The sequence below is a fragment of the Pseudomonas sp. GW821-FHT05D12 genome (assembly GCF_059419825.1).
The window spans coordinates 214,884-239,220 of record NZ_JBWKSN010000012.1 but is presented as its reverse complement, the minus strand read 5'-3'; the positions used below and the strand labels follow the sequence as shown (position 1 = coordinate 239,220).

The following is a 24,337-nucleotide window of genomic DNA, read 5'->3' as shown; positions in this document are numbered from 1 at the left end:
TGTTTATTGCCAGTTGGAATAAGAAAGGACTTCATGAAACGTCTGCTGCTAACTGCGGTTCTCACCGTATTGATGATCGCCGAAGTTCACGCCGAGTCCTTCACCATCTCCGATATTCGCGTCAACGGCCTCCAGCGGGTTTCCGCGGGTAGCGTCTTTGGTGCCTTGCCGTTGAACGTTGGGGAACAGGCTGATGACCGTCGCCTGGTGGAATCCACTCGTGCGCTGTTCAAAACCGGTTTCTTTCAAGACATCCAACTGGGTCGCGAAGGCAACGTCCTGGTCATCACTGTCGTCGAGCGACCTTCCGTCGCCAGTATCGAGATCGAAGGCAACAAAGCGATCTCCACTGAAGACCTGATGAAGGGCCTCAAGCAATCCGGCCTGGCCGAGGGCGAGATCTTCCAGCGCGCCACCCTTGAGGGTGTGCGTAACGAGCTGCAACGCCAGTACGTTGCCCAGGGCCGCTACTCCGCGACCGTGGAAACCGAAGTGGTCCCGCAACCTCGTAACCGTGTCGGCCTCAAGGTCAACATCAACGAAGGTACCGTGGCGGCGATTCAGCACATCAACGTGGTGGGCAATACCAAGTTCGCTGATGACGACCTGATCGACCTGTTCGAACTCAAGACCACCAACTGGTTGTCGTTCTTCAAGAACGACGACAAGTACGCACGTGAAAAACTCTCCGGTGACCTGGAGCGTCTGCGCTCCTACTACCTGGACCGTGGCTATATCAACATGGATATCGCTTCGACCCAGGTGTCCATCACCCCGGACAAGAAGCACGTCTACATCACCGTCAACGTCAACGAAGGCGAGAAGTACAAGGTTCGTGACGTGAAGCTCAGCGGCGACCTGAAAGTCCCTGAAGACCAGGTCAAGGCGCTGTTGCTGGTGCAGAAGGACCAGGTGTTCTCGCGTAAGCTGATGACCACCACCTCCGAACTGATCACCCGCCGCCTCGGTAACGAAGGCTATACCTTCGCCAACGTCAACGGCGTGCCGACCCCGCACGATGATGACCACACCGTGGACATCACTTTCGTTGTCGACCCGGGCAAGCGTGCCTATGTGAACCGCATCAACTTCCGTGGCAACACCAAGTCTGCGGACGAAGTGCTGCGTCGTGAAATGCGTCAGATGGAAGGTGGCTGGGCGTCGACTTACCTGATCGACCAGTCCAAGACCCGTCTTGAGCGCCTGGGCTTCTTCAAGGAAGTCAACGTCGAGACCCCGGCCGTACCGGGCGTGGATGACCAGGTTGACGTGAACTACGCCGTGGAAGAGCAGGCGTCGGGTTCCATCACCGCCAGCGTTGGTTTCGCACAGAGCGCCGGCCTGATCCTCGGTGGTTCGATCACCCAGAACAACTTCCTCGGTACCGGTAACAAGGTTTCCATCGGCCTGACCCGCAGCGAATACCAGAGCCGCTATAACTTCGGTTATGTCGACCCCTACTGGACTGCCGACGGTGTGAGCCTGGGCTACAACGCCTTCTATCGCACCACCGACTACAAAGACCTCGACGTTGACGTAGCAAGCTATGCGATCGACAGCCTGGGTGTGGGCGCCAACATTGGCTACCCGATCAGCGAAACGTCGCGCCTGACCTTTGGCCTGACCGCGCAACAGGATGAGATCAAGACCGGTGTGTACACCGTGGACGAGATCTTCGACTTTACCCGTCGCGAAGGTGACAAGTTCCTGAACTTCAAGGCGTCCGCCGGCTGGTCCGAGTCGACCCTGAACAAAGGTGTGTTGGCGACCCGTGGTCACTCCCAGAGCCTGACCCTGGAAACCACGACGCCGGGCAGCGACCTGTCGTTCTTCAAGCTCGACTACCGCGGCCAATTGTTCCAGCCGTTGAGCGATAACTACACCATGCGCCTGCACACTGAGCTGGGCTATGGCGATGGTTATGGTTCGACCAATGGCTTGCCGTTCTATGAGAACTACTATGCTGGTGGTTTCAACTCGGTACGTGGCTTCAAGGACAGCACCCTGGGTCCTCGTGGTACGCCAAGCCGTGGTGTGGGTGTAACCGGTAACCAAGGCACTGTGGCGGATTCGGACAACGACCCGCTGCCGTTCGGTGGTAACGTTTTGATTCAGGGTGGTGCGGAGATTCTGTTCCCGCTGCCATTCGTGAAGGATCAGCGTTCGCTGCGTACTTCGGTCTTCTGGGACGTGGGTAACGTGTTCGACTCCAAGTGCGAGCAGATCCGTAACCCGAGCGGCGTGAAGTCCGAAACCCAATGCAACGACGTGAGCCTCAGCAACCTGGCAAGCTCCGTGGGTGTGGGTGTGACCTGGGTGACTGCGCTTGGCCCATTGAGCTTTGCTCTGGCCATGCCGATCAAGAAACCGGATAACGCTGAAACCCAGATTTTCCAATTCTCCCTCGGCCAGACGTTCTAAGCGTCTGACCCAAGATAACGACAACGGATTCTGTAGGAGTACATCGTGCGTAAGTTGACTCAATTGGTTCTGCTGGCCACCGTGCTGGTAACCACCCCGGCCTTCGCCGAAATGAAAATCGCCGTCCTGAACTATCAGATGGCTCTGTTGGAATCCGATGCGGCCAAGAAGTACGCCGTGGATGCCGAGAAGAAATTCGGTCCGCAACTGACCAAGCTCAAGACCCTGGAAAGCAGTGCCAAGGGCATTCAGGATCGCCTGGTAGCCGGTGGCGACAAGATGCAGCAGGGCGAGCGCGAGCGCCTGGAGCTTGAATTCAAGCAAAAGGCCCGTGACTACCAGTTCCAGTCCAAGGAGCTGAACGAAGCCAAGGCAGTTGCCGACCGCGAAATGCTCAAGCAGCTGAAGCCGAAACTGGACAGCGCTGTGGAAGAAGTCATCAAGAAAGGTGCCTTTGACCTGGTGTTCGAGCGTGGCGCTGTCATCGACGTCAAGCCTCAATACGACATCACCCGTCAGGTGATCGAGCGCATGAACCAGCTGAAGTAAGCCATGACCGCGACTATCAAGCTCGGCGAGTTGGCCGAGTTCTTGGGGGCCACCTTGCGTGGCTCCAAGGAGAAAGAAATCACTGGGCTAGCCACCTTGCAGGAGGCTGGCCCAGCTCAGTTGAGCTTCCTCGCAAATCCCCAATACCGTAAATACCTCGTCGATAGCCAGGCTGCAGCCGTGTTGCTCAAAGCCGCTGACGCCGAAGGGTTTGCCGGGGATGCGCTGGTGGTGGCCGACCCGTACCTGGCTTATGCACGGGTATCGCACCTGTTCGACCCGAAACCCAAGGCTGGCGCCGGTATTCATCCTTCGGCGGTCATCGCCGATGATGCGCAGGTTGACCCTGCGGCCAGCGTCGGCGCGTTTGCGGTGATCGAGAGCGGTGCACGCATTGCGGCGGGTGTGACTGTCGGTGCACATTGCTTCATCGGCGCACGCTGCGAAATCGGTGCCGATGGCTGGCTGGCACCCCGCGTGACCCTGTACCACGATGTGCGTATCGGCGAGCGTGTGGTCATCCAGTCGGGTGCCGTGATCGGCGGTGAAGGTTTTGGCTTTGCCAATTCCAAAGGTGTCTGGAACAAGATTGCCCAGGTCGGCGGCGTATTGATCGGCGACGACGTGGAAATCGGTGTCAACACCGCTGTTGATCGCGGGGCCCTGGCCGATACCGTGATCGGTAACGGCGTGAAGCTCGATAACCAGATCCAGATCGCCCACAACGTACAGATTGGCGATCACACCGCCATGGCGGCGTGTGTAGGCATCTCCGGCAGCACCAAAATCGGCAAGCATTGCATGCTAGCCGGTGGCGTAGGGTTGGTGGGGCATATTGAAGTTTGCGACAACGTATTCATCACCGGCATGACCATGGTGACCCACTCGATTACCGAGCCGGGTGCCTATTCTTCCGGTACCGCTATGCAGCCTGCAGCTGAATGGCGCAAGAGTGCAGCACGGTTGAGGCAGCTCGACGACATGGCTCGACGCCTCAAACAGCTGGAAAAGCGTGTTGGAGACGTGACCCCTGGCGGTAATGCTTCATCAGAAGGCTGATACCATTTCCATATCAAGTGTGCACAGCCGCTAGACTGCCTCCTTGATTTGCTAGCGGGGCGTGCTTTTAGTTCGCCCGCCCCCAATCTTTATTACAGGCTTCCCCCCGAAATGATGGACATCAACGAGATTCGCGAATACCTGCCTCACCGTTACCCGTTCCTGCTGGTGGACCGCGTAGTGGACCTCAATGTTGAGGAAAAGCGCATTCGTGCCTACAAGAATGTCAGCATCAACGAACCGTTCTTCAATGGTCACTTTCCTGCGCATCCCATCATGCCGGGCGTGTTGATCATCGAAGCGATGGCCCAGGCTGCCGGTATCCTTGGTTTCAAAATGCTCGACCTCAAGCCTGCCGATGGCACGCTTTACTATTTCGTGGGCTCCGACAAGTTGCGTTTCCGCAACCCGGTTACCCCGGGTGACCAGTTGATCCTGGAAGCCAAGTTCATCAGCTGCAAGCGCCAGATCTGGAAGTTCGAATGCCAGGCTTCGGTGGATGGCAAGCCGGTGTGCTCCGCTGAGATCATCTGTGCGGAACGCAAACTATGAGTTTGATTGACCCTCGCGCAATCATCGATCCGTCGGCCGTGCTGGCCGCCGACGTTGAGGTCGGCCCTTGGTCGATCATCGGCGCAGGTGTGGAAATCGGCGAGGGGACTGTCATCGGGCCGCACGTGATCCTCAAGGGTCCGACCCGCATTGGCAAACACAACCGCATCTACCAGTTCTCCTCGGTAGGCGAAGACACCCCGGACATGAAGTACAAGGGTGAAGAAACACGCCTGGTAATCGGTGATCACAACATCATCCGTGAAGGCGTGACCATTCACCGTGGCACCGTGCAGGATCGTGCCGAGACCACGCTGGGTGATCACAACCTGGTCATGGCCTATGCCCATATCGGCCATGACAGCGTGATCGGCAACCACTGCATCCTGGTCAACAACACTGCCTTGGCTGGCCATGTGCATGTTGACGACTGGGCCATCCTGTCCGGTTTTACCCTGGTGCATCAGTACTGCCATATCGGCGCCCACAGCTTTTCCGGCATGGGTACCGCAATTGGCAAGGATGTACCGGCGTTTGTCACGGTATTCGGCAACCCGGCCGAAGCCCGCAGCATGAACTTCGAAGGCATGCGCCGTCGGGGTTTCAGCGAAGAGGCGATCCACGCCCTGCGCCGTGCCTACAAGGTGGTTTATCGTCAGGGGCTGACGGTGGACCAGGCGTTGATCCAACTGGCAGAGTCGGCAGCGTTGTTCCCGGAAGTCGCGGTGTTTCGCGACTCGATCCAAGCGTCGACTCGCGGCATCACCCGCTGATCATGGCCACTCTGCGTATCGCGCTGGTGGCCGGAGAAGCCTCCGGCGACATTTTGGGCGCAGGTCTGATGCGGGCGCTCAAGGCCCAGCATCCTGCGGTAGAGTTCATTGGCGTCGGCGGCCCGCTGATGCAGGCTGAAGGGCTCACGTCCTACTTCCCCATGGAGCGCCTGTCGGTCATGGGGCTGGTTGAGGTGCTGGGTCGCCTGCGCGAGCTGTTGGCCCGCCGCAAGCTGCTGATCCAGACCCTGATCGAAGAAAAGCCTGACGTCTTCATCGGCATCGACGCACCGGATTTCACCCTCAACATCGAACTCAAGTTGCGCCAGGCCGGGATCAAGACCGTGCACTACGTCAGCCCATCCGTCTGGGCGTGGCGGCAGAAGCGTGTGCTGAAAATCCGTGAAGGCTGTGACCTGATGTTGACCCTGCTGCCGTTCGAGGCCAGGTTCTACGAAGAGAAGGGGGTGCCGGTAAGGTTTGTCGGGCATACCCTGGCGGACACCATTCCCTTGCAGGCTGACCGCGCGGCTGCGCGTGCCGAGCTGGGCCTGCCCGACGGCCCGCTGGTGGCGCTGATGCCGGGCAGCCGTGGCGGCGAAGTCGGCCGCTTGGCCTCGGTGTTTTTTGATGCCGCCGAGCGCCTGCAGGCCTTGAAGCCGGGCGTACGTTTCGTGCTGCCGTGCGCCAGCCCGCAGCGTCGCGCGCAGATCGAAACCTTGCTGGAAGGTCGTAACCTGCCATTGACCTTGCTCGACGGTCAGTCGCACCTGGCTCTCGCGGCCTGCGACGCGGTGTTGATCGCCTCGGGCACCGCGACACTGGAAGCCTTGCTGTACAAGCGCCCGATGGTTGTGGCCTACCGCCTTGCGCCGCTGACGTTCTGGATTCTCAAGCGCATGGTCAAGAGCCCTTACATCTCCTTGCCCAACCTGCTGGCCCAGCGCCTGCTGGTGCCGGAGTTGTTGCAGGACGATGCAACGCCCGAGGCCCTCGCGCAAACTCTACTACCCTTGATCGACGGCGGCGAAGAACAGACCCGTGGTTTCGACGACATCCACCGCACCCTGCGCCGGGATGCCTCGAACCAGGCGGCTGACGCCGTGTTGAGCTTGATCGGCCACAAACAGGAAGCTTTATGAGCACGCAAATGGGCCTGGATTTCAGCCTGGTTGCCGAAGCCCACGCACTCGTGGCCGGCGTTGACGAAGTCGGACGCGGCCCGCTGTGCGGCGCGGTGGTGACGGCGGCGGTGATCCTCGACCCGAACCGCCCGATCCTGGGCCTCAACGACTCGAAGAAACTCACCGAAGCACGCCGTGAAAAGCTCTACGACGAGATCTGTGAAAAAGCCCTGAGCTGGCATATCGCCCGGGCCGAAGTCGAAGAAATCGACGAATTGAATATCCTCCACGCCACCATGCTGGCCATGCAGCGTGCGGTGGAAGGCCTGCACATCACGCCGAAAATGGCGATGATCGACGGCAACCGTTGCCCCAAGCTGGCCATGCCGTCCGAGGCGGTGGTCAAGGGCGATAGCAAGGTGCCGGCCATTGCCGCCGCTTCGATCCTGGCCAAAGTCAGTCGCGACCGTGAAATGGCTGCGTTTGAATTGATCTATCCCGGCTACGGCATCGGCGGGCACAAGGGCTATCCGACGCCCGTTCATCTGGAAGCCCTGGCGCGCCTGGGTCCTACCCCGATCCACCGCCGCTCGTTCGCCCCGGTGCGCCAGGCCTACGAGCTGCGCGAGAGCCTCAGCGAGGTTTAGTCGCGAGGCTGATGTTTTTGCCAAGGCCCGGTACAATCCGGGCCTTGTTGTTTTCATGTATCAAGACAGGATCACTATGCCGGCTTCATTCGTTCATCTACGCCTGCACACTGAATACTCCCTGGTCGACGGCCTGGTACGGATCAAACCGCTGGTCAAAACCCTGGTGGGCATGAATATGCCTGCGGTCGCGGTGACCGATCAGAACAACATGTGTTCCTTGGTCAAGTTCTACAAGAACGCCATGGGCGCCGGGATCAAGCCGATCTGCGGCGCCGACCTGTGGCTGTCCAACAAAGACCCCGATAACCCCCTGAGCCGCATCAGCCTGTTGGCGATGAACGGCGTCGGTTATCGCAACCTCACCGAATTGATTTCCCGTGGTTTTATCGATGGCCAGCGCAACGGCTCGATCATCATCGAGCGCGAGTGGGTCGCCGAGGCCAGCGAAGGCCTGATCATGCTGTCGGCCGCCAAAGAAGGCGAGATCGGCATCGCGCTGTTGGGCGGCAACCCGCACGAAGCCGAAGTATTGGCGAGTGAGTGGATGCAGGTCTTTCCGGGGCGCTTCTATCTGGAAGTGCAGCGCACCAACCGCCCCAACGATGAAGAGCATCTGCACGCCGCCGTGGCCCTCGCCGACAAGCTGGGTGCGCCGCTGGTGGCGACCAACGATGTGCGCTTCATCAAGAAAGAAGATTTCGAGGCCCACGAAACCCGCGTGTGCATCGGCGAAGGCCGGGCCCTGGATGACCCGCGCCGCTCCAAGAACTACAGCGAAGAGCAGTACCTCAAAAGCGCGGATGAAATGGCCGAGCTGTTCAGTGACCTGCCCGAGGCCCTGGAAAACTCCGTCGAAATCGCCAAGCGCTGCAATATCGAAGTGAAGCTGGGCAAGCACTTCCTGCCCAACTTCCCGATTCCCGATGGCATGACCATCGATGAATACTTTCGCAAGGTGTCGTTTGACGGCCTGGAGGAGCGCCTCAGCGTCCTGCTGCCCAAGGACACCACCGAAGACTATGAGGCCAAGCGCCAGGTCTACGTCGATCGGCTGAATTTCGAGCTGGATATCATCATCCAGATGGGGTTCCCCGGTTACTTCCTGATCGTGATGGACTTCATCCAGTGGGCCAAGAACAACGGCGTACCGGTCGGTCCGGGCCGGGGGTCAGGTGCTGGCTCGCTGGTGGCCTATGTGCAGAAGATCACCGACCTCGACCCGCTGGAATATGACCTGCTGTTCGAGCGCTTCCTCAACCCGGAACGGGTCTCCATGCCCGACTTCGACGTCGACTTCTGCATGGACGGTCGCGACCGCGTGATCGAATACGTGGCCGAGAAGTACGGCCGCAACGCCGTGAGCCAGATCATCACCTTCGGTTCGATGGCGGCCAAGGCGGTAATCCGCGACGTGGCACGGGTGCAGGGCAAGTCCTACGGCTTGGCTGACCGCCTGTCGAAAATGATTCCGTTCGAAGTCGGCATGACTCTGGAGAAGGCTTACGAGCAGGAAGAAATCCTGCGCGACTTCATCAAGGTCGATGAAGAAGCCGCCGAAATCTGGGACATGGCCCGCAAGCTTGAAGGTGTGGTGCGTAACGTCGGTAAACACGCCGGTGGTGTGGTTATCGCGCCGACCAAGCTGACCGACTTTTCGCCGATCTATTGCGACGAAGAAGGCGATGGCCTGGTAACCCAGTTCGACAAGGACGACGTGGAGGCTGCCGGCCTGGTGAAGTTCGACTTCCTCGGCCTGCGGACCCTGACGATCATCGATTGGGCGCTCAAGACCATCAACCGCGACCGCGCCAAGGTCGGTGAAGAACCGCTGGATATCGCCTTTATCCCGCTGGACGACAAACCGACGTACACGCTGTTGCAAAAAGCTGAAACCACAGCGGTGTTCCAGCTTGAATCGCGTGGCATGAAAGAGCTGATCAAAAAGCTCAAGCCCGACTGCCTGGAAGACTTGATCGCACTGGTGGCCCTGTTCCGTCCGGGCCCGTTGCAATCGGGCATGGTGGATGACTTCATCAACCGTAAGCACGGGCGTGCCGAGCTGGCGTACCCGCACTCGGACTACCAGTACGAAGGCCTCAAGCCCGTATTGGCGCCGACCTACGGCATCATCCTGTATCAAGAACAGGTGATGCAGATTGCCCAGGTCATGGCCGGTTACACCCTCGGTGGCGCGGACATGCTGCGTCGAGCCATGGGTAAGAAAAAACCCGAGGAAATGGCCAAGCAGCGCGGCGGTTTCATTGAAGGTTGCGCCACCAACAATATCGACGCTGACCTCGCCGGTAACATCTTCGACCTGGTGGAAAAATTCGCCGGTTACGGTTTCAACAAATCCCACTCCGCCGCGTACGGCCTGGTGTCGTACCAGACCGCCTGGCTGAAAGCCCACTACCCGGCGCCGTTCATGGCTGCGGTACTCTCGGCGGATATGCACAACACCGACAAGGTCGTGACCTTGATCGAGGAAGTGCGCACCATGAAGCTGCGCCTCGACGCGCCGGACGTGAACGCCTCGGAATTCAAGTTCACGGTGAACGACGAAGGCCGCATCATCTATGGTCTCGGCGCAATCAAGGGCGTCGGCGAAGGCCCGGTGGAAGCCATCACCGAAGCCCGCCAGGACGGCCCGTTCAAGGACCTGTTCGACTTCTGCGCACGGGTGGACCTCAAGCGCATCAACAAGCGCACCCTCGACGGCTTGATCCGCAGCGGTGCGCTGGACCGCCTCGGCCCGTACTTCCATGACGAGCCGAAGGCCTACCAGGCGAACATCGACCGCAACCGCGCCGTGCTGCTCACCGCCATGGAAGAAGCGATCAAGGCCGCCGAACAGACCGCCCGCACCCACGACAGCGGTCACGCCGACCTGTTTGGCGGGCTGTTCGTCGAGGAAGACGCGGATGTGTACGGCAACCATCGCAAGGCCAAGGAACTGACCCTCAAGGAGCGCCTCAAGGGTGAGAAAGACACCCTGGGCCTGTACCTCACCGGTCACCCGATTGACGAGTACGAAGGCGAGATTCGCCGTTTCGCCCGCCAGCGCATCATCGACCTGAAGCCGGCGCGGGATACCCAGACCGTCGCCGGCATGATCATCGCCCTGCGCGTGATGAAAAACAAAAAGGGCGACAAGATGGGCTTTATCACCCTCGACGACCGCTCGGGCCGGATCGAGGCGTCGCTGTTTGCCGACGCCTTCCATTCCGCGCAGTCGCTGCTGCAGACCGATGCCATGGTGGTCGTGGAAGGGGAGGTCAGCAACGACGACTTCTCCGGCGGCCTGCGCCTGCGGATCAAGCGGGTGATGAGCATGGAGGATGCGCGTACCAATCTGGCCGAAAGCCTGCGCCTGAAGGTGAAAACCGAGGCACTCAAGGGCGATCAGCTACGCTGGTTGGGCGACCTGCTCAAGCGCCACCGTGGTGCGTGCCCGGTGACCATGGAGTACACCGGCAATGACGCCAAGGCGATGCTGCAGTTTGGTGAGACCTGGCGAATTGATCCCGCTGATGGCTTGATTCAAGCATTGCGTGACCAGTTCGGGCGAGACAACGTCTTCCTCCAATACCGTTGACGGTCAGATATGTCTGATCACGACTAAACATTTAATCTCGACCTAAACGCGCCTCTCCCTTAAGGTAGGGCGCGAATAGACAACCGGCTGGCCAGGCACTCCCTGGCCGTCGACCCAAGACGGACGCTTATGAACCCGAATTTTCTTGATTTCGAACAGCCGATCGCTGACCTGCAAGCCAAGATTGAAGAACTGCGCCTGGTCGGCAATGACAATTCGCTGAACATCGGCGATGAGATCGCTCGCCTGCAAGACAAGAGCAGCACGCTCACCGAAGACATCTTCGGCAAGCTGACCAGCTGGCAGATCGCGCGCCTGGCTCGCCACCCGCGCCGTCCATACACCCTGGACTACATCCAGCACATCTTCACCGAGTTCGACGAGCTGCACGGCGACCGCCACTTCTCCGACGACGCGGCCATCGTTGGCGGTATTGCCCGCCTGGACGACCAGCCGGTGATGGTGATCGGTCACCAGAAAGGCCGTGAAGTGCGCGAGAAAGTCCGTCGCAACTTCGGCATGCCGCGTCCGGAAGGCTACCGCAAGGCGTGCCGCCTGATGGAAATGGCCGAACGTTTCAAGATGCCGATCCTGACCTTCATCGACACTCCGGGTGCATACCCAGGTATCGACGCTGAAGAGCGCAACCAGAGCGAAGCGATCGCCTGGAACCTGCGAGTGATGTCCCGTCTGAAAACCCCGATCATCGCCACCGTGATCGGTGAGGGCGGTTCCGGCGGTGCACTGGCCATTGGCGTCTGCGATCAGCTGAACATGCTGCAATACTCGACCTACGCGGTGATCTCGCCGGAAGGTTGCGCCTCGATTCTGTGGAAAACCGCCGAAAAGGCGCCGGACGCTGCTGAAGCCATGGGCATCACCGCCGATCGCCTCAAAGGCCTGGGTATCGTGGACAAAGTCATCGCCGAGCCTTTGGGCGGTGCCCACCGTGACCCGGCCGCGGCTGCCGCGACCATCCGTGCCGAACTGGGCTCGCAACTGGCGATGCTCAAGAAGCTGGATAACGAAGCGCTGCTGGCTCGTCGCTACGAGCGCCTGATGAGCTACGGCCTCTAAGCACGACGCAGTACTCAATGTGGGGGTTGGCTTGTGTGGGAGCTGGCTTGCCTGCGATAGCATCAACTCGGTGTCACTGATGACCCGAGTTGCCTGCATCGCGGGCAAGCCCGGTTCCCACGCAAGCCCGCTCCCACATTTGCTTTGTGTATGCTTGGCGGACGTATTCCAGATTGGCGGCGGTAATGTGTGATGAAACCAACTCTACCCGCCCAACTCCTGCAAGCCCTTGCCCCGTGGCGCAATGCCCCGGCCTGGCACGTCGCATTCTCGGGTGGCCTTGATTCCACTGTCCTGCTGCACCTCCTGGCCACGTTGGCCAACACTGACCACCTCCCGCCACTTGGCGCGATCCATGTCCACCATGGCCTGCAAGCTGCCGCCGACGCGTGGCCTGTTCACTGCCAGTCGGTATGCGACAGCCTGGGCGTGCCCCTGCGTGTGATACGCGTGCAGGTGCAACCCGGTGCCAGCCTGGAGCGCGCCGCCCGAGACGCGCGTTACCAGGCGTTTACCGAGGTGACGGGGGCAGGGCAGGTGATGCTCACCGGCCAGCATCGTGACGATCAGGCTGAAACCCTGCTGTTTCGCTTGTTGCGTGGCGCTGGGGTGCGCGGGTTGGCGGCAATGCCGGTACAGCGGCCATTGGCAGGTGGCTATCTGGTGCGGCCATTGCTGCATGTCTCGCGTGAAGAGCTGGAAGCCTACGCCCGCGTGCATCAGCTCAGGTGGATCGAAGACCCGTCCAACGCCGATCCACGCTTCTCTCGCAACTACATTCGTCATCGTGTATTGCCGGTGCTTGCGCAGCGCTGGCCTCAAGCGGTAGCCAGCCTTGCGCGCACGGCCGAGCACCTGAGTGAAGCCCAGGGCCTGCTCGATGAGCTGGCACACATGGATCTGCACGCCGCCGATCAGCCGTCCCCCTTTGCCTGGCTGCCATTACCGTCGCTGGCGCTAGCGCCGCTGTGTCAACTGTCCGATGCTCGGCAGCGCAATGCCCTGCGGCATTGGCTGACTCCGCTTACCCGCTTGCCCGACAGCGACCATTGGGCCAGCTGGCTTTCCCTGCGGGATGCCAAGGACGACGCACAGCCTGTGTGGCGCCTGGCTGACGGTGAGCTGCACCGTTGCCGTGGGCGCATCTGGTGGCTGCCTGCCGTTTGGTCGGAATTTTCCGACGCATCGGTGAGCTGGCCTGATCCGCAATACCCACTAGAGTTACCCGGCAATGGTCGGCTGAGTGTGACCGGCACTGCGCCTGCAGGCCCTTTGGTTGTCCGTTATCGCCAGGGCGGTGAAATCGTCGAAGTGCCAGGTCGAGGCCGGCGTGACTTGAAGCGCCTGCTTAATGAAAGTGGGCTGCCGGGTTTCGTCCGTGGCAGATTGCCGCTGCTCTATCAGGGCGAGCAATTGCTGGGTGTGCCCAGCCTTGCGGGACTCTGGCCAGCAACGCGCGAACGCTGGCAATTGCATTGGGTGCCACAGACCTGCGATCAAGGTTTGAGCTGATAGAGCCTTTCCGGTAGACTACGCTCCCTTCTTGATACAACTTCTGTGGATTCGCCTGAATCGCAGCAGTTGCCGATTACCAAGCAGTCTTTGCTGGGCGATTCCAAAAAATGTGTAGCGATCAACGTACCGGTGTTTCATTGCTGGTCTGTCACAACGCGGCGGTTTTTTTGAAAGGTGCACTGTGATTAATGCAGGTGATCGGGGGCTTCGGCCTTCCTTCGCTTTCCCCGGCGGCTCGGACCGCTTTAACGCAGACTTCTAGGGTTTTTCATGACGCGCTACATATTCGTCACGGGCGGTGTTGTTTCTTCATTGGGGAAAGGCATTGCCTCCGCTTCATTGGCGGCCATCCTGGAGGCGCGGGGACTTAAGGTCACCATGCTCAAGCTGGACCCGTACATCAACGTCGACCCGGGCACCATGAGCCCGTTCCAGCACGGTGAAGTGTTCGTCACCCACGACGGCGCCGAGACTGACCTGGACCTGGGCCACTACGAGCGGTTCATCCGCACGACCATGACCCAGAACAACAACTTCACCACCGGCCGTGTCTACGAGCACGTGCTGCGCAAGGAGCGCCGTGGTGACTACCTGGGTGCAACCATTCAGGTGATCCCGCACATCACCGACGAAATCAAGCGCCGCATCATCAAGGGTGCCGGCGATGCCGACGTGGCGATGGTCGAGATCGGTGGCACCGTGGGTGACATCGAGTCCCAACCGTTCCTCGAAGCCATCCGCCAGTTGCGTTTCGAAGTCGGCGCCAAGCGCGCGATGCTGATGCACCTGACACTGGTGCCGTATATCGCCACCGCCGGCGAAACCAAAACCAAGCCCACCCAGCACTCGGTCAAGGAACTGCGTTCCATCGGCCTGCAGCCGGACGTGCTGGTGTGCCGCTCCGATCACCCGATTGACATCTCCTCGCGTCGCAAGATCGCGCAGTTCACCAACGTTGAAGAGCGTGCGGTGATTGCCCTGGAAGACGCCGACACTATCTACAAGATCCCGGGCATCCTGCACTCGCAAGGCCTGGATGATTTTGTGGTCGAGCGTTTCGGCCTGCAGTGCGGCGGTGCCGACCTGTCCGAGTGGGAAGCCGTGGTCGACGCCAAGCTCAACCCTGAGCATGAAGTCACCATCGCCATGGTCGGCAAGTACATGGAACTGCTGGACGCGTACAAGTCGCTGATCGAAGCGATGAGCCACGCCGGCATCAGCAACCGGACCAAGGTCAACCTGCGCTACATCGATTCCGAAGACATCGAGAACCAGGGCACCGCGCTGCTCGAAGGGGTTGACGCGATCCTCGTACCGGGCGGTTTCGGCCTGCGTGGCGTGGAAGGCAAGATCACCGCCGTGCAGTACGCTCGTGAGAACAAAGTGCCGTACCTGGGTATCTGCCTGGGCATGCAAGTGGCCGTCATCGAGTTCGCCCGTAACGTGCTGGGCTGGAAAGACGCCAACTCCACCGAGTTCGACAGCAAGAGCGGTCACCCGGTCGTGGGCCTGATCACCGAGTGGGAAGATGCCACCGGTGCCGTCGAGACCCGCACCGAAGCCTCCGACCTGGGCGGCACCATGCGCCTTGGCGCGCAAGACTGCCTGCTGGAGCCGGGCTCGCTGGTCCACGGCTGCTACGGCAAGGACGTGATCGTCGAGCGTCACCGTCACCGCTACGAAGTGAACAACAACCTGCTGCCGCAAATCAAAGAAGCTGGCCTGAAGATCTCCGGTCGCTCCGGTGATGGCGCGCTGGTTGAAGTGGTCGAGGCACCGGATCATCCGTGGTTCGTGGCTTGCCAGTTCCACCCTGAGTTCACCTCGACGCCGCGCGACGGTCACCCGTTGTTCAGCGGTTTCGTCAAAGCAGCACTGACGCAACATCAGAAGAAGGCGTAACCCTGATGGCCCAGAAGATCATTCGCGTAGGCGATATCGAGATTGCCAACGACAAGCCCATGGTGCTGTTCGGCGGCATGAACGTGCTGGAAAGCCGCGACATGGCGATGCAGGTCTGTGAAGAGTACGTACGCGTTACCCAGAAACTGGGGATCCCGTATGTGTTCAAGGCCAGCTTCGACAAGGCCAACCGTTCGTCCGTGACCTCCTATCGCGGCCCGGGCCTTGAAGAAGGCATGCGGATCTTCCAGGACATCAAGCAAGCCTTCGGCGTGCCGATCATCACCGACGTCCACGAGCCTGAGCAGGCTGCCGTGGTCGCCGAGGTGTGCGACATCATCCAGTTGCCGGCCTTCCTGTCGCGCCAGACCGACCTCGTGGTCGCCATGGCCAAGACCGGCGCGGTGATCAATATCAAGAAAGCCCAGTTCCTCGCACCCCAGGAGATGAAACACATCCTGAACAAGTGCGTGGAAGCGGGTAACGACCACTTGATCCTCTGCGAGCGTGGTTCGAGCTTCGGCTACAACAACCTCGTGGTGGACATGCTCGGTTTCGGCATCATGAAACAGTTCGAATACCCGGTGTTCTTCGACGTGACCCACGCGCTGCAAATGCCGGGTGGCCGCGCCGATTCCGCTGGCGGGCGTCGTGCCCAGGTATTGGACCTGGCCAAGGCGGGCATCAGCCAGTCCCTGGCGGGCCTGTTCCTGGAAGCCCACCCGGACCCGGACAACGCCAAGTGCGACGGCCCCTGCGCCCTGCGCCTGGACAAGCTGGAGCCGTTCCTGGCCCAGCTCAAGCAGATGGACGAACTGGTCAAGAGTTTTCCTGTCGTCGAAACCGCGTAAGATCACGATCCCTGTGCAGGAGCCGGCTTGCCGGCGATGGCGCCCTCAAGCCTTGCGGCGATGCAACGGACCGCATCGCCGGCGAGCCGGCTCCTGCAATGTGCACCACAAGTTAAATCGAGCGGTATAGAGCGTTTTCGTCAACTTTGGAGTGTTTACAACAATGGCAAAAATCGTCGACATCAAAGGTCGTGAAGTTCTCGACTCCCGTGGCAACCCCACCGTCGAAGCCGACGTGCTTCTCGATAACGGCATCATCGGCAGCGCCTGCGCGCCGTCCGGTGCTTCCACCGGTTCGCGCGAAGCGCTGGAACTGCGTGATGGCGACAAGAGCCGTTACCTGGGCAAGGGTGTACTCAAGGCCGTAGCCAACATCAACGGCCCGATCCGTGACCTGTTGCTGGGCAAGGACCCGCTGGACCAGAAAGCCCTGGACCACGCGATGATCAAGCTCGACGGCACTGAAAACAAAGGTAGCCTGGGCGCCAACGCCATCCTCGCGGTGTCCCTGGCAGCTGCCAAGGCCGCGGCCCAGGACCAGGACCTGCCGCTGTACGCCCACATCGCCAACCTGAACGGCACGCCGGGTGTCTACTCGATGCCGGTCCCGATGATGAACATCATCAACGGTGGCGAACACGCCGATAACAACGTCGACATCCAGGAATTCATGGTGCAGCCGGTGGGCGCCAAGTCGTTCTCCGAAGGCCTGCGCATGGGCACCGAGATTTTCCATCACCTGAAGGCTGTACTGAAGGCCCGTGGCCTCAGCACTGCTGTGGGTGACGAAGGTGGTTTCGCGCCGAACCTGGCGTCCAACGAAGATGCACTGAAAGTGATCTCCGAAGCGGTGGCCAACGCTGGCTACACATTGGGCACCGACGTGACCCTGGCCCTGGACTGCGCGGCCAGCGAGTTCTACGAGGACGGTAAATACAACCTGTCCGGCGAAGGCCACGTGTTCACCTCCGAAGGTTTTGCCGACTACCTCAAGGGCCTGACCGAGCGCTACCCGATCATCTCGATCGAAGACGGCCTGGATGAGTCCGACTGGGCTGGCTGGAAAGTCCTCACCGACAAGATCGGCGAGAAAATCCAACTGGTGGGCGACGACCTGTTCGTGACCAACACCAAGATCCTGAAAGAAGGCATCGACAAAAAGATCGCCAACTCGATCCTCATCAAGTTCAACCAGATCGGCACCCTGACCGAAACCCTGGAAGCCATCCAGATGGCCAAGGCTGCGGGCTACACCGCCGTGATCTCCCACCGCTCCGGCGAAACCGAAGACTCGACCATTGCCGACCTGGCCGTGGGCACCTCGGCGGGCCAGATCAAGACCGGCTCCCTGTGCCGTTCCGACCGCGTTTCCAAGTACAACCAATTGCTGCGTATCGAAGAGCAACTGGGCGGCAAAGCCAAATACAACGGTCGCAGCGAGTTTCGCGGCTGATTGTTAAATGGTAAAAAGTCCGCGGATTGCGTCGGAAAAATCACGACAGTGTGCATTTCGACGCTAATCTGATGACTATCTAGCACAAGCCTGGTTCTTCCAGGCTTCGTGCTATCAGTTGCTGCAAAAGTTTTGCATGGCGGTCTTTTTTCACTGGATACCCGATATTCGATGCGCAGTCCCAATTGGTTGTTCCTCGTCTTGCTCTTGTTGCTGGCTGGCCTGCAGTACCGCCTATGGGTGGGTAATGGCAGCTTTGCGCAGGTAAAAGACCTGACGCAGCAAATTGCCGACCAGCATGCCGAGAACGAGCGTCTGCTGGAGCGTAACCGCGTCCTCGATGCCGAAGTGCTTGAGTTGAAAAAAGGCACCGAGACCGTGGAAGAGCGCGCGCGTCATGAGCTGGGCATGGTCAAGGAGGGCGAAACCCTCTACCAGTTGGCCCAATGAGTCACCGTTTGCCGGCCTTCTGGGCCGTGATACCTGCCGCGGGCATCGGTGCCCGTATGGCCGCGGACCGTCCCAAGCAATATCTGCAACTGGGCGGGCGCACTATTCTCGAACACAGCCTCGGCTGTTTCCTTGACCACCCTACGCTCAAGGGCCTGGTGGTCAGTCTTGCGGTTGATGATCCCTATTGGCCCAGCCTGGCGTGTGCCACTGACCCGCGCATCCAGCGTGCGGACGGCGGTTCGGAGCGCTCGGGGTCGGTGCTCAATGCACTGCTGCATCTGAATGCGCTGGGCGCCGGCGACGACGATTGGGTATTGGTGCACGATGCGGCGCGACCCAACCTGAGCCGCGATGATCTCGACAAACTCCTGGCGGAGCTGGCGGACGACCCGGTGGGTGGCCTGCTCGCCGTGCCGGCCCGCGACACCCTCAAGCGTGTCGACAAGCACGGCCGGGTGCAGGAAACCGTGGATCGCAGCCTGATCTGGCAAGCGTACACCCCGCAGATGTTCCGCCTCGGTGCTTTGCACCGTGCGCTGGCTGACAGCCTGGTGGCGGATGCGGTGATCACCGACGAAGCGTCGGCCATGGAGTGGGCCGGTCAGGCCCCCCGGCTGATCGAAGGGCGCTCGGACAATATCAAAGTGACCCGGCCGGAAGATCTGGAGTGGTTGCGCTTGCGGTGGGCGAATCGGCGCTAGTCGGCGATATGTGGGAGCTGGCTTGCCTGCGAAGAGGCCGGCACCAACAGCCCAGCATTACCGGCTCCTACATTCAATCTCCATATGCCCAGGGGCCTGGGCTCACCCCAACCCCCTGTGGCAGCAGCCTTGCTCGCGAAAACGGTGTGATGCATTCGGTGGCTGACCCGCCGTCGTCGCAGGCAAGCCAACTCCTGCAGGATAAACGCGGTCAATGTGGGAGCTGGCTTGCCTGCGAAGAGGCCGGCACCAACAGCCCAGCATTACCGGCTGTACTCCGGCCGCTCAGCCAACCCTTCCTTCAAGAAATCCACTAATTTCCTTACCTTCGGCGACAAGTGCCGTTGCTGCGGATACAGCGCCCACACCGCTGTATTCGGCGGCTGATGCGCCTCCAGCAGTGACACCAGCGTGCCGCTGTGCAAATGCTCCAGGACGTAATAGTCCGGCAGCTGGCACAAGCCGACGCCTTGCAAGGCCGCGTCCAACACCGCTTGCCCACTGTTGCAGCGCCAATTGCCCTGCACCCGCTGGGAAAATTCGCGCCCGTCCTGGGCCAGTTGCCAGATATCCGAGCTGCCGATCAGGCAGTTGTGCCGGCTCAATTCCGACAAACTATGTGGCCGACCATACCGGGCGAGGTAGGACGGTGACGCGCACAGGTACATGCGCCGGGGAGCGAGGCGGCCGGCGACCATGCGTGAATCCTGCAAGCGTCCCAGGCGAATCGCCAGGTCCAGGCCCTCGTGCACCAGGTCGAGCTGGCGATTGGTCAATTCGATATCTACCCGCAACTGCGGATACAGCGCCATGAACCGCGTCACCAACGGCACGATAAAGCGCTCGCCGTAGGCCACGGCGCAGGTCATGCGCAACATGCCCTTGGGCTCGCTGGTCAGGTCACCCACGGCGCGCAGCGCTTCCTCGCGGCCATCCTGCAGGCGTTGGCAATGTTGCAGGAAAGTCTGGCCGGCCTCAGTCAGCGTCACTTTGCGCGTGCTGCGATAGAGCAAACGCGTCTGCAGGCGTTCTTCCAGGCGTGCCACTTGCCGGCTGATATGCGATGACGACACGCCCAGCCGCTCGGCTGCCGCAGTGAATTGGCTGCACTCGGCGACGGCGACGAACTCATCGATGCCTTCCCAGCGGTTTTCCAGCATGGTGATTATCCCTGTACAGCAATAAAGTTTTGCTTTCGCCTGGATTATTAATCAGGGAGCCATGTTTTACACTCACCGTCTCAGTTTTTAACCCGATGGAGAATCCCGGATGATCAAGTCCCGTGCCGCCGTAGCCTTCGAAGCCAAGAAGCCCCTTGAGATCGTTGAAGTGGATGTGGCCATGCCCAAGGCGGGCGAGGTGCTGTTGCGGGTGGTTGCGTCCGGTGTGTGCCATACCGATGCCTACACCCTGTCGGGCGCCGACCCGGAAGGTATCTTCCCGTCGATTCTGGGCCATGAAGGTGGTGCGGTCGTTGAAGCGATCGGCGAGGGCGTGACCTCGGTGGCCGTCGGCGATCACGTGATCCCGCTGTACACCCCGGAATGCGGCAAGTGCAAATTTTGCCTGTCGGGCAAGACCAACCTGTGCCAGGCCATTCGCTCCACTCAGGGCAAAGGCTTGATGCCTGATGGCACCACGCGCTTTTCCTACAAGGGCCAGCCGATTTTCCACTACATGGGTACCTCGACATTCTCCGAGTACACCGTGCTGCCGGAAATTTCCGTGGCGAAAATTCCTAAAGAAGCCCCATTGGAAAAAGTCTGCCTGCTCGGCTGTGGCGTCACCACGGGGATCGGTGCAGTGATCAACACCGCCAAGGTCAAGCCGGGCGACACCGTGGCCATCTTCGGTCTCGGCGGGATCGGCCTGTCGGCGGTGATCGGCGCGGTGAAGGCCAAGGCGGGTCGTATCATTGCCATCGATATCAACCCGGCCAAGTTTGAAATCGCCAAGCAACTGGGCGCCACCGACTGCATCAACCCGAAAGACTACGATCGCCCGATCCAGGACGTGATTGTCGATTTGACTGACGGCGGCGTGGACTTTTCCTTCGAGTGCATCGGCAATGTGCAACTGATGCGCGCCGCCCTCGAGTGCTGCCACAAAGGCTGGGGCGAGTCGGTGATCATCGGCGTTGCCGGTGCTGGCCAGGAAATCGCTACGCGCCCCTTCCAGCTGGTGACCGGGCGCGTCTGGCGCGGTTCGGCCTTCGGTGGCGTGCGCGGCCGCAGCGAATTGCCAAGCTATGTGGAAATGGCCCAGACCGGCGAAATCCCGCTGGATACCTTCATCACCCACACCATGGGCCTGGAAGACATCAACAAGGCGTTTGACCTGATGCACGAAGGCAAGAGCATTCGTACCGTCATCCACTTCTGAAGCAGCGGCAAGCTACAAGCGACAAGCTGAAAGTGAGCACGCCTTACTTGCAGCTGATTGCTTGCCGCTTGCAGCTGGGAGCATTCTCGTGACCCTGGAAAACATCTCATGCCAGAAGAGTTTTGGTGGCTGGCATAAACGCTACAAGCATCATTCCGATGTGCTCGATTGCGACATGACTTTCGCCGTCTACCTGCCGCCGCAAGCGGAGCAGGGCGGCAAGTTGCCGGTGCTGTACTGGCTGTCCGGGCTGACCTGCACCGACGAAAACTTCATGCAGAAGGCCGGCGCCCAGCGCATGGCCGCCGAACTGGGGTTGATCATCGTGGCGCCGGACACCAGTCCCCGTGGTCCCGGTGTGCCAGGCGACCCGGATAACGCCTGGGATTTTGGCCTGGGCGCGGGTTTCTATCTGAATGCCACCCAGCAACCCTGGGCCAAGCACTATCGGATGCATGACTACGTGGTGCAGGAATTGCCGGCACTGGTCGAGGCCCATTTCCCCGCTTCGGATAAACGCGGGATCAGCGGGCACTCCATGGGCGGCCATGGTGCGCTGGTGTGTGCCTTGCGCAACCCCGGGCGTTACCTGTCGGTGTCGGCATTTTCGCCGATCAACAACCCTATGGATTGCCCCTGGGGCCAGAAAGCCTTCTCCCGTTACCTGGGCGAAGAGCGCTCGAAATGGCGTGAATGGGATGCTTGCGTGCTGATCAGCGAAGCCTCGCAGAAGCTGCCGCTGCTGGTAGACCAGGGCGACCGCGACGACTTCCTCGCCGTGCAACTCAAGCCGGAAGCCTTGCAGCAAGCGGCCAAGGCCGCCAACCATCCGCTGGAACTGCGCCTGCAGCCCGGCTATGACCACAGCTACTTCTTTATCGCCAGTTTCATCGAAGACCATTTGCGACATCATGGTCGTGCTTTGCTCGGTTAATGTGAGGCAAAAGTAGGTAGAATCACGCCCTGAATTAAATCGGGGCGTTTTTTTATGCGTATTGGCCACGGCTACGATGTGCACCGTTTCGCTGAAGGCGATTTCATCACCCTGGGCGGCGTGCGCATTGCACACCACCATGGGTTGCTGGCTCATTCCGACGGCGACGTTGTCCTGCATGCCTTGAGCGATGCCTTGCTCGGCGCAGCGGCGTTGGGCGATATCGGCAAGCACTTTCCGGACACCGACCCCACCTTCAAGGGGGCGGACAGCCGCGTGTTGCTGCGCCATGTGGTCGGCCTGATCCATGCCAAGGGCTGGAAGGTCGGCAACGTCGACAACACCATTGTGGCCCAGGCGCCGAAAATGGCCCCGCATATCGAATCGATGCGCGCGCTGATTGCCGCAGACCTGCAAATTGAATTGGATCAAGTCAACGTGAAAGCCACCACCACCGAAAAGCTCGGGTTTACCGGTCGTGAAGAGGGCATCGCGGTGCACTCCGTCGCCTTGTTGCTGCGCGCATGAATGACCTGCAACTGCTGGGCCCACGGGCCTACGGCGAGGCCTTGGGCAGCGCGGTCCTCAAGGCCACGGCGGAAGATTTCCAGGTGGACGAGGTGCTGGACATCCCGCTGAGCGGCGAGGGCGAGCACCTGTGGCTGTGGGTGGAAAAGCGCGGTCTGAATACCGAAGAAGCTGCGCGGCGGATTGCCAAGGCCGCTGGCGTGCCGTTGCGCACCGTCAGCTACGCCGGGCTCAAGGACCGCCAGGCGTTGACCCGCCAATGGTTCAGCGTGCAACTGCCGGGCAAGGCCGACCCGGACATGAGCGGCGCCGAAAACGACACCCTCAAGATCCTCAAGACCGGTCGGCATAAACGCAAGCTGCAGCGGGGCGCGCATTCGGCCAACGGTTTCACCTTGCGCCTGACCCAGTTGGACGGTGACACCGCCGCCATCGACGCGCGGTTGCAACTGATTGCCCAACACGGCATTCCGAACTACTTCGGCGCGCAGCGCTTTGGCCACAATGGCGGCAACGTCGCCGACGCCCGCGAGTGGGCGGCGCGCAAGGCCTTGCCGGAACAGCGCAATGTGCGTTCGCGCTTGCTATCTACCGCGCGCAGCTACCTGTTCAACAAAGTCCTGGCAGCCCGTGTGGCTGATGGTTCGTGGCAGAAGGCCCAGGTCGGCGACCTGCTGGCCTTCACCGACAGTCGCAGCTTTTTTCCGGCGGGGGAGGCGGAATGCAGCGACCCGCGCCTGGCGATTCTGGACCTGCACCCCACCGGTCCACAGTGGGGCGAGGGCGACTCACCGGCGGCGGGTGCCACCCACGCGTTGGAACAGGCGATTGCCGCCGAAGAAGCTGACCTGCGCGATTGGCTGGTGAAAGCCGGCATGAGCCAGGAACGTCGCATTCTGCGACTGCCCATTGGCGGGTTGACGTGGCATTATCCCTCGCTGGACATTCTGCAATTGGAATTCGTCCTGCCGGCCGGATGCTTCGCCACTGTCTTGGTGCGCGAGCTTGTTGATCTGGTGCCGGTGGGGCAGACGGACAACCCATGCGTATTCTGATATCAAACGATGACGGTGCCACCGCACCCGGGCTTGCCGCGCTCTATGCTGCGCTGCAGGATTATGCCGAGTGTGTGGTGGTCGCCCCCGACCAGGACAAAAGCGGCGCCAGCAGCTCGCTGACGCTCGACCGTCCGCTGCACCCGCAGGTCCTGGCCAATGGCTTTATCAGCGTCAACGGTACCCCTACCGACTGCGTGCACCTGGCGATCAACAGCCTGCTGGACCAGGAACCGGACCTGGTGGTGTCGGGCATCAACCTCGGGGCGAACCTGGGCGATGACGTGCTGTATTCCGGTACCGTGGCGGCGGCCCTTGAAGGGCGCTTCCTGGGGCGTACCGCGTTCGCTTTTTCGTTTGCCTCGCGCCAATTGGACAACCTGCCCACTGCCGCCTATTTCGCGCGCAAGCTGGTGGAGGCCCATGGTTCCCTCGACCTGCCGCCACGCACGGTGCTCAACGTCAATATTCCCAACTTGCCCCTCGACCATATTCGCGGCATCCAGCTGACGCGCCTGGGCCATCGCGCCCGTGCGGCAGCGCCATTGAAGGTGGTCGACCCGCGTGGCAAGGAAGGCTACTGGATCGCCGCTGCGGGCGACGCTGAAGATGGCGGCCCAGGCACGGACTTTCATGCGGTGATGCAAGGTTATGTTTCGATTACCCCGTTGCAACTTGATCGCACCTTCAGTGATGCCTTCAGTGGTCTCGATGGATGGCTGGAGGGCCTGCGCTGATGGCTCGTGAACAAGACGACCTGCTG

Annotated in this window: 21 protein-coding genes; 20 read left to right on the top strand and 1 reads right to left on the bottom strand. The window is 60.6% G+C overall.

Translation table 11 applies throughout. The features are described 5' to 3' along the window. Positions 1-33 precede the first annotated feature (33 nt). The 15 genes from bamA to ispD all read left to right on the top strand — a co-directional run bounded on the left by bamA (position 34) and on the right by ispD (position 18,675). Positions 34-2,421, top strand: coding sequence for an outer membrane protein assembly factor BamA (bamA, locus tag AC07SI_RS22740; RefSeq protein WP_065903080.1), 2,388 nt, complete (start codon positions 34-36; stop codon positions 2,419-2,421). A 45-nt stretch (positions 2,422-2,466) separates the two neighbouring features. Then, entirely contained in the window at positions 2,467-2,970 is a 504-nt protein-coding gene (locus AC07SI_RS22735) for an OmpH/Skp family outer membrane protein (protein ID WP_003172279.1), read from the top strand. A gap of 3 nt (positions 2,971-2,973) precedes the next feature. After that, entirely contained in the window at positions 2,974-4,029 is a 1,056-nt protein-coding gene (gene lpxD, locus AC07SI_RS22730) for a UDP-3-O-(3-hydroxymyristoyl)glucosamine N-acyltransferase (RefSeq protein WP_106804956.1), read from the top strand. 111 nt (positions 4,030-4,140) lie between these two features. Continuing rightward, positions 4,141-4,581: a 3-hydroxyacyl-ACP dehydratase FabZ gene (gene fabZ / locus AC07SI_RS22725; protein WP_003172281.1), complete on the top strand. Its 441-nt coding sequence runs from the start codon at positions 4,141-4,143 to the stop codon at positions 4,579-4,581. Further along, positions 4,578-5,354, top strand: a complete 777-nt coding sequence (gene lpxA, locus AC07SI_RS22720; RefSeq protein ID WP_065903075.1) for an acyl-ACP--UDP-N-acetylglucosamine O-acyltransferase — start codon at positions 4,578-4,580, stop codon at positions 5,352-5,354. The genes fabZ and lpxA overlap by 4 nt, the downstream gene beginning before the upstream one ends. Positions 5,355-5,356: 2 nt before the next feature. Further along, positions 5,357-6,496 carry a lipid-A-disaccharide synthase gene (lpxB, locus tag AC07SI_RS22715; RefSeq protein ID WP_065903073.1) on the top strand — a complete coding sequence of 380 codons (1,140 nt, stop codon included), beginning with the start codon at positions 5,357-5,359 and terminating at the stop codon, positions 6,494-6,496. Then, positions 6,493-7,125 (top strand): ribonuclease HII, encoded by a 633-nt coding sequence (rnhB, locus tag AC07SI_RS22710; protein ID WP_065903072.1) that lies wholly within the window; start codon positions 6,493-6,495, stop codon positions 7,123-7,125. The genes lpxB and rnhB overlap by 4 nt, the downstream gene beginning before the upstream one ends. 76 nt (positions 7,126-7,201) lie before the next feature. Beyond that, positions 7,202-10,723 carry a DNA polymerase III subunit alpha gene (gene dnaE, locus AC07SI_RS22705; protein ID WP_065903070.1) on the top strand — a complete coding sequence of 1,174 codons (3,522 nt, stop codon included), beginning with the start codon at positions 7,202-7,204 and terminating at the stop codon, positions 10,721-10,723. Positions 10,724-10,852: 129 nt separating this feature from the next. Beyond that, a complete protein-coding gene (locus AC07SI_RS22700; RefSeq protein WP_003172288.1) occupies positions 10,853-11,800 on the top strand; it encodes an acetyl-CoA carboxylase carboxyltransferase subunit alpha in 948 nt (315 codons plus the stop codon). A gap of 192 nt (positions 11,801-11,992) precedes the next feature. Next, positions 11,993-13,312 (top strand): tRNA lysidine(34) synthetase TilS, encoded by a 1,320-nt coding sequence (gene tilS, locus AC07SI_RS22695; protein ID WP_495006550.1) that lies wholly within the window; start codon positions 11,993-11,995, stop codon positions 13,310-13,312. Positions 13,313-13,585: 273 nt separating this feature from the next. Beyond that, positions 13,586-15,217 (top strand): CTP synthase, encoded by a 1,632-nt coding sequence (gene pyrG / locus AC07SI_RS22690; protein ID WP_495006549.1) that lies wholly within the window; start codon positions 13,586-13,588, stop codon positions 15,215-15,217. 5 nt (positions 15,218-15,222) lie between these two features. Beyond that, positions 15,223-16,068, top strand: a complete 846-nt coding sequence (gene kdsA / locus AC07SI_RS22685; protein ID WP_495006548.1) for a 3-deoxy-8-phosphooctulonate synthase — start codon at positions 15,223-15,225, stop codon at positions 16,066-16,068. 163 nt (positions 16,069-16,231) lie between these two features. Continuing rightward, positions 16,232-17,521, top strand: a complete 1,290-nt coding sequence (gene eno, locus AC07SI_RS22680; RefSeq protein WP_065903054.1) for a phosphopyruvate hydratase — start codon at positions 16,232-16,234, stop codon at positions 17,519-17,521. Positions 17,522-17,692: 171 nt separating this feature from the next. Then, complete coding sequence (gene ftsB / locus AC07SI_RS22675) at positions 17,693-17,971, top strand: cell division protein FtsB (RefSeq protein WP_003172294.1); 279 nt, start codon at positions 17,693-17,695, stop codon at positions 17,969-17,971. Further along, positions 17,968-18,675, top strand: a complete 708-nt coding sequence (gene ispD / locus AC07SI_RS22670) for a 2-C-methyl-D-erythritol 4-phosphate cytidylyltransferase (RefSeq protein WP_065903051.1) — start codon at positions 17,968-17,970, stop codon at positions 18,673-18,675. The genes ftsB and ispD overlap by 4 nt, the downstream gene beginning before the upstream one ends. Positions 18,676-18,938: 263 nt before the next feature. Here the strand turns inward: ispD and AC07SI_RS22665 are convergent, their stop codons facing one another. Then, positions 18,939-19,835, bottom strand: coding sequence for a LysR substrate-binding domain-containing protein (locus tag AC07SI_RS22665; RefSeq protein ID WP_495006547.1), 897 nt, complete (start codon positions 19,833-19,835; stop codon positions 18,939-18,941). A gap of 109 nt (positions 19,836-19,944) precedes the next feature. Between AC07SI_RS22665 and AC07SI_RS22660 the strand changes: the two genes are divergently transcribed. The 5 genes from AC07SI_RS22660 (at position 19,945) to surE (ending at position 24,311) form a co-directional block, all read left to right on the top strand. After that, positions 19,945-21,057: an S-(hydroxymethyl)glutathione dehydrogenase/class III alcohol dehydrogenase gene (locus tag AC07SI_RS22660; RefSeq protein ID WP_010212435.1), complete on the top strand. Its 1,113-nt coding sequence runs from the start codon at positions 19,945-19,947 to the stop codon at positions 21,055-21,057. Positions 21,058-21,145: 88 nt separating this feature from the next. Then, a complete protein-coding gene (fghA, locus tag AC07SI_RS22655; protein WP_106804951.1) occupies positions 21,146-21,991 on the top strand; it encodes an S-formylglutathione hydrolase in 846 nt (281 codons plus the stop codon). Positions 21,992-22,045: 54 nt separating this feature from the next. Next, on the top strand, positions 22,046-22,519 hold the full coding sequence (gene ispF, locus AC07SI_RS22650) for a 2-C-methyl-D-erythritol 2,4-cyclodiphosphate synthase (RefSeq protein ID WP_012722614.1): 474 nt from the start codon (positions 22,046-22,048) through the stop codon (positions 22,517-22,519). Continuing rightward, positions 22,516-23,574, top strand: a complete 1,059-nt coding sequence (truD, locus tag AC07SI_RS22645; RefSeq protein ID WP_120447788.1) for a tRNA pseudouridine(13) synthase TruD — start codon at positions 22,516-22,518, stop codon at positions 23,572-23,574. The genes ispF and truD overlap by 4 nt, the downstream gene beginning before the upstream one ends. Then, on the top strand, positions 23,562-24,311 hold the full coding sequence (surE, locus tag AC07SI_RS22640) for a 5'/3'-nucleotidase SurE (RefSeq protein WP_065903045.1): 750 nt from the start codon (positions 23,562-23,564) through the stop codon (positions 24,309-24,311). The genes truD and surE overlap by 13 nt, the downstream gene beginning before the upstream one ends. Positions 24,312-24,337: the final 26 nt, after the last annotated feature.

Bases quoted from the DNA above. Each gene is read 5' to 3' on its own strand.
- bamA (WP_065903080.1), top strand. From the start codon at position 34: ATGAAACGTCTGCTGCTAACTGCGGTTCTCACCGTATTGATGATCGCC.
- lpxD (WP_106804956.1), top strand. From the start codon at position 2,974: ATGACCGCGACTATCAAGCTCGGCGAGTTGGCCGAGTTCTTGGGGGCC.
- fabZ (WP_003172281.1), top strand. From the start codon at position 4,141: ATGATGGACATCAACGAGATTCGCGAATACCTGCCTCACCGTTACCCG.
- lpxA (WP_065903075.1), top strand. From the start codon at position 4,578: ATGAGTTTGATTGACCCTCGCGCAATCATCGATCCGTCGGCCGTGCTG.
- lpxB (WP_065903073.1), top strand. From the start codon at position 5,357: ATGGCCACTCTGCGTATCGCGCTGGTGGCCGGAGAAGCCTCCGGCGAC.
- rnhB (WP_065903072.1), top strand. From the start codon at position 6,493: ATGAGCACGCAAATGGGCCTGGATTTCAGCCTGGTTGCCGAAGCCCAC.
- dnaE (WP_065903070.1), top strand. From the start codon at position 7,202: ATGCCGGCTTCATTCGTTCATCTACGCCTGCACACTGAATACTCCCTG.
- AC07SI_RS22700 (WP_003172288.1), top strand. From the start codon at position 10,853: ATGAACCCGAATTTTCTTGATTTCGAACAGCCGATCGCTGACCTGCAA.
- tilS (WP_495006550.1), top strand. From the start codon at position 11,993: ATGAAACCAACTCTACCCGCCCAACTCCTGCAAGCCCTTGCCCCGTGG.
- pyrG (WP_495006549.1), top strand. From the start codon at position 13,586: ATGACGCGCTACATATTCGTCACGGGCGGTGTTGTTTCTTCATTGGGG.
- kdsA (WP_495006548.1), top strand. From the start codon at position 15,223: ATGGCCCAGAAGATCATTCGCGTAGGCGATATCGAGATTGCCAACGAC.
- eno (WP_065903054.1), top strand. From the start codon at position 16,232: ATGGCAAAAATCGTCGACATCAAAGGTCGTGAAGTTCTCGACTCCCGT.
- ftsB (WP_003172294.1), top strand. From the start codon at position 17,693: ATGCGCAGTCCCAATTGGTTGTTCCTCGTCTTGCTCTTGTTGCTGGCT.
- ispD (WP_065903051.1), top strand. From the start codon at position 17,968: ATGAGTCACCGTTTGCCGGCCTTCTGGGCCGTGATACCTGCCGCGGGC.
- AC07SI_RS22665 (WP_495006547.1), bottom strand. From the start codon at position 19,835: ATGCTGGAAAACCGCTGGGAAGGCATCGATGAGTTCGTCGCCGTCGCC.
- AC07SI_RS22660 (WP_010212435.1), top strand. From the start codon at position 19,945: ATGATCAAGTCCCGTGCCGCCGTAGCCTTCGAAGCCAAGAAGCCCCTT.
- ispF (WP_012722614.1), top strand. From the start codon at position 22,046: ATGCGTATTGGCCACGGCTACGATGTGCACCGTTTCGCTGAAGGCGAT.
- truD (WP_120447788.1), top strand. From the start codon at position 22,516: ATGAATGACCTGCAACTGCTGGGCCCACGGGCCTACGGCGAGGCCTTG.
- surE (WP_065903045.1), top strand. From the start codon at position 23,562: ATGCGTATTCTGATATCAAACGATGACGGTGCCACCGCACCCGGGCTT.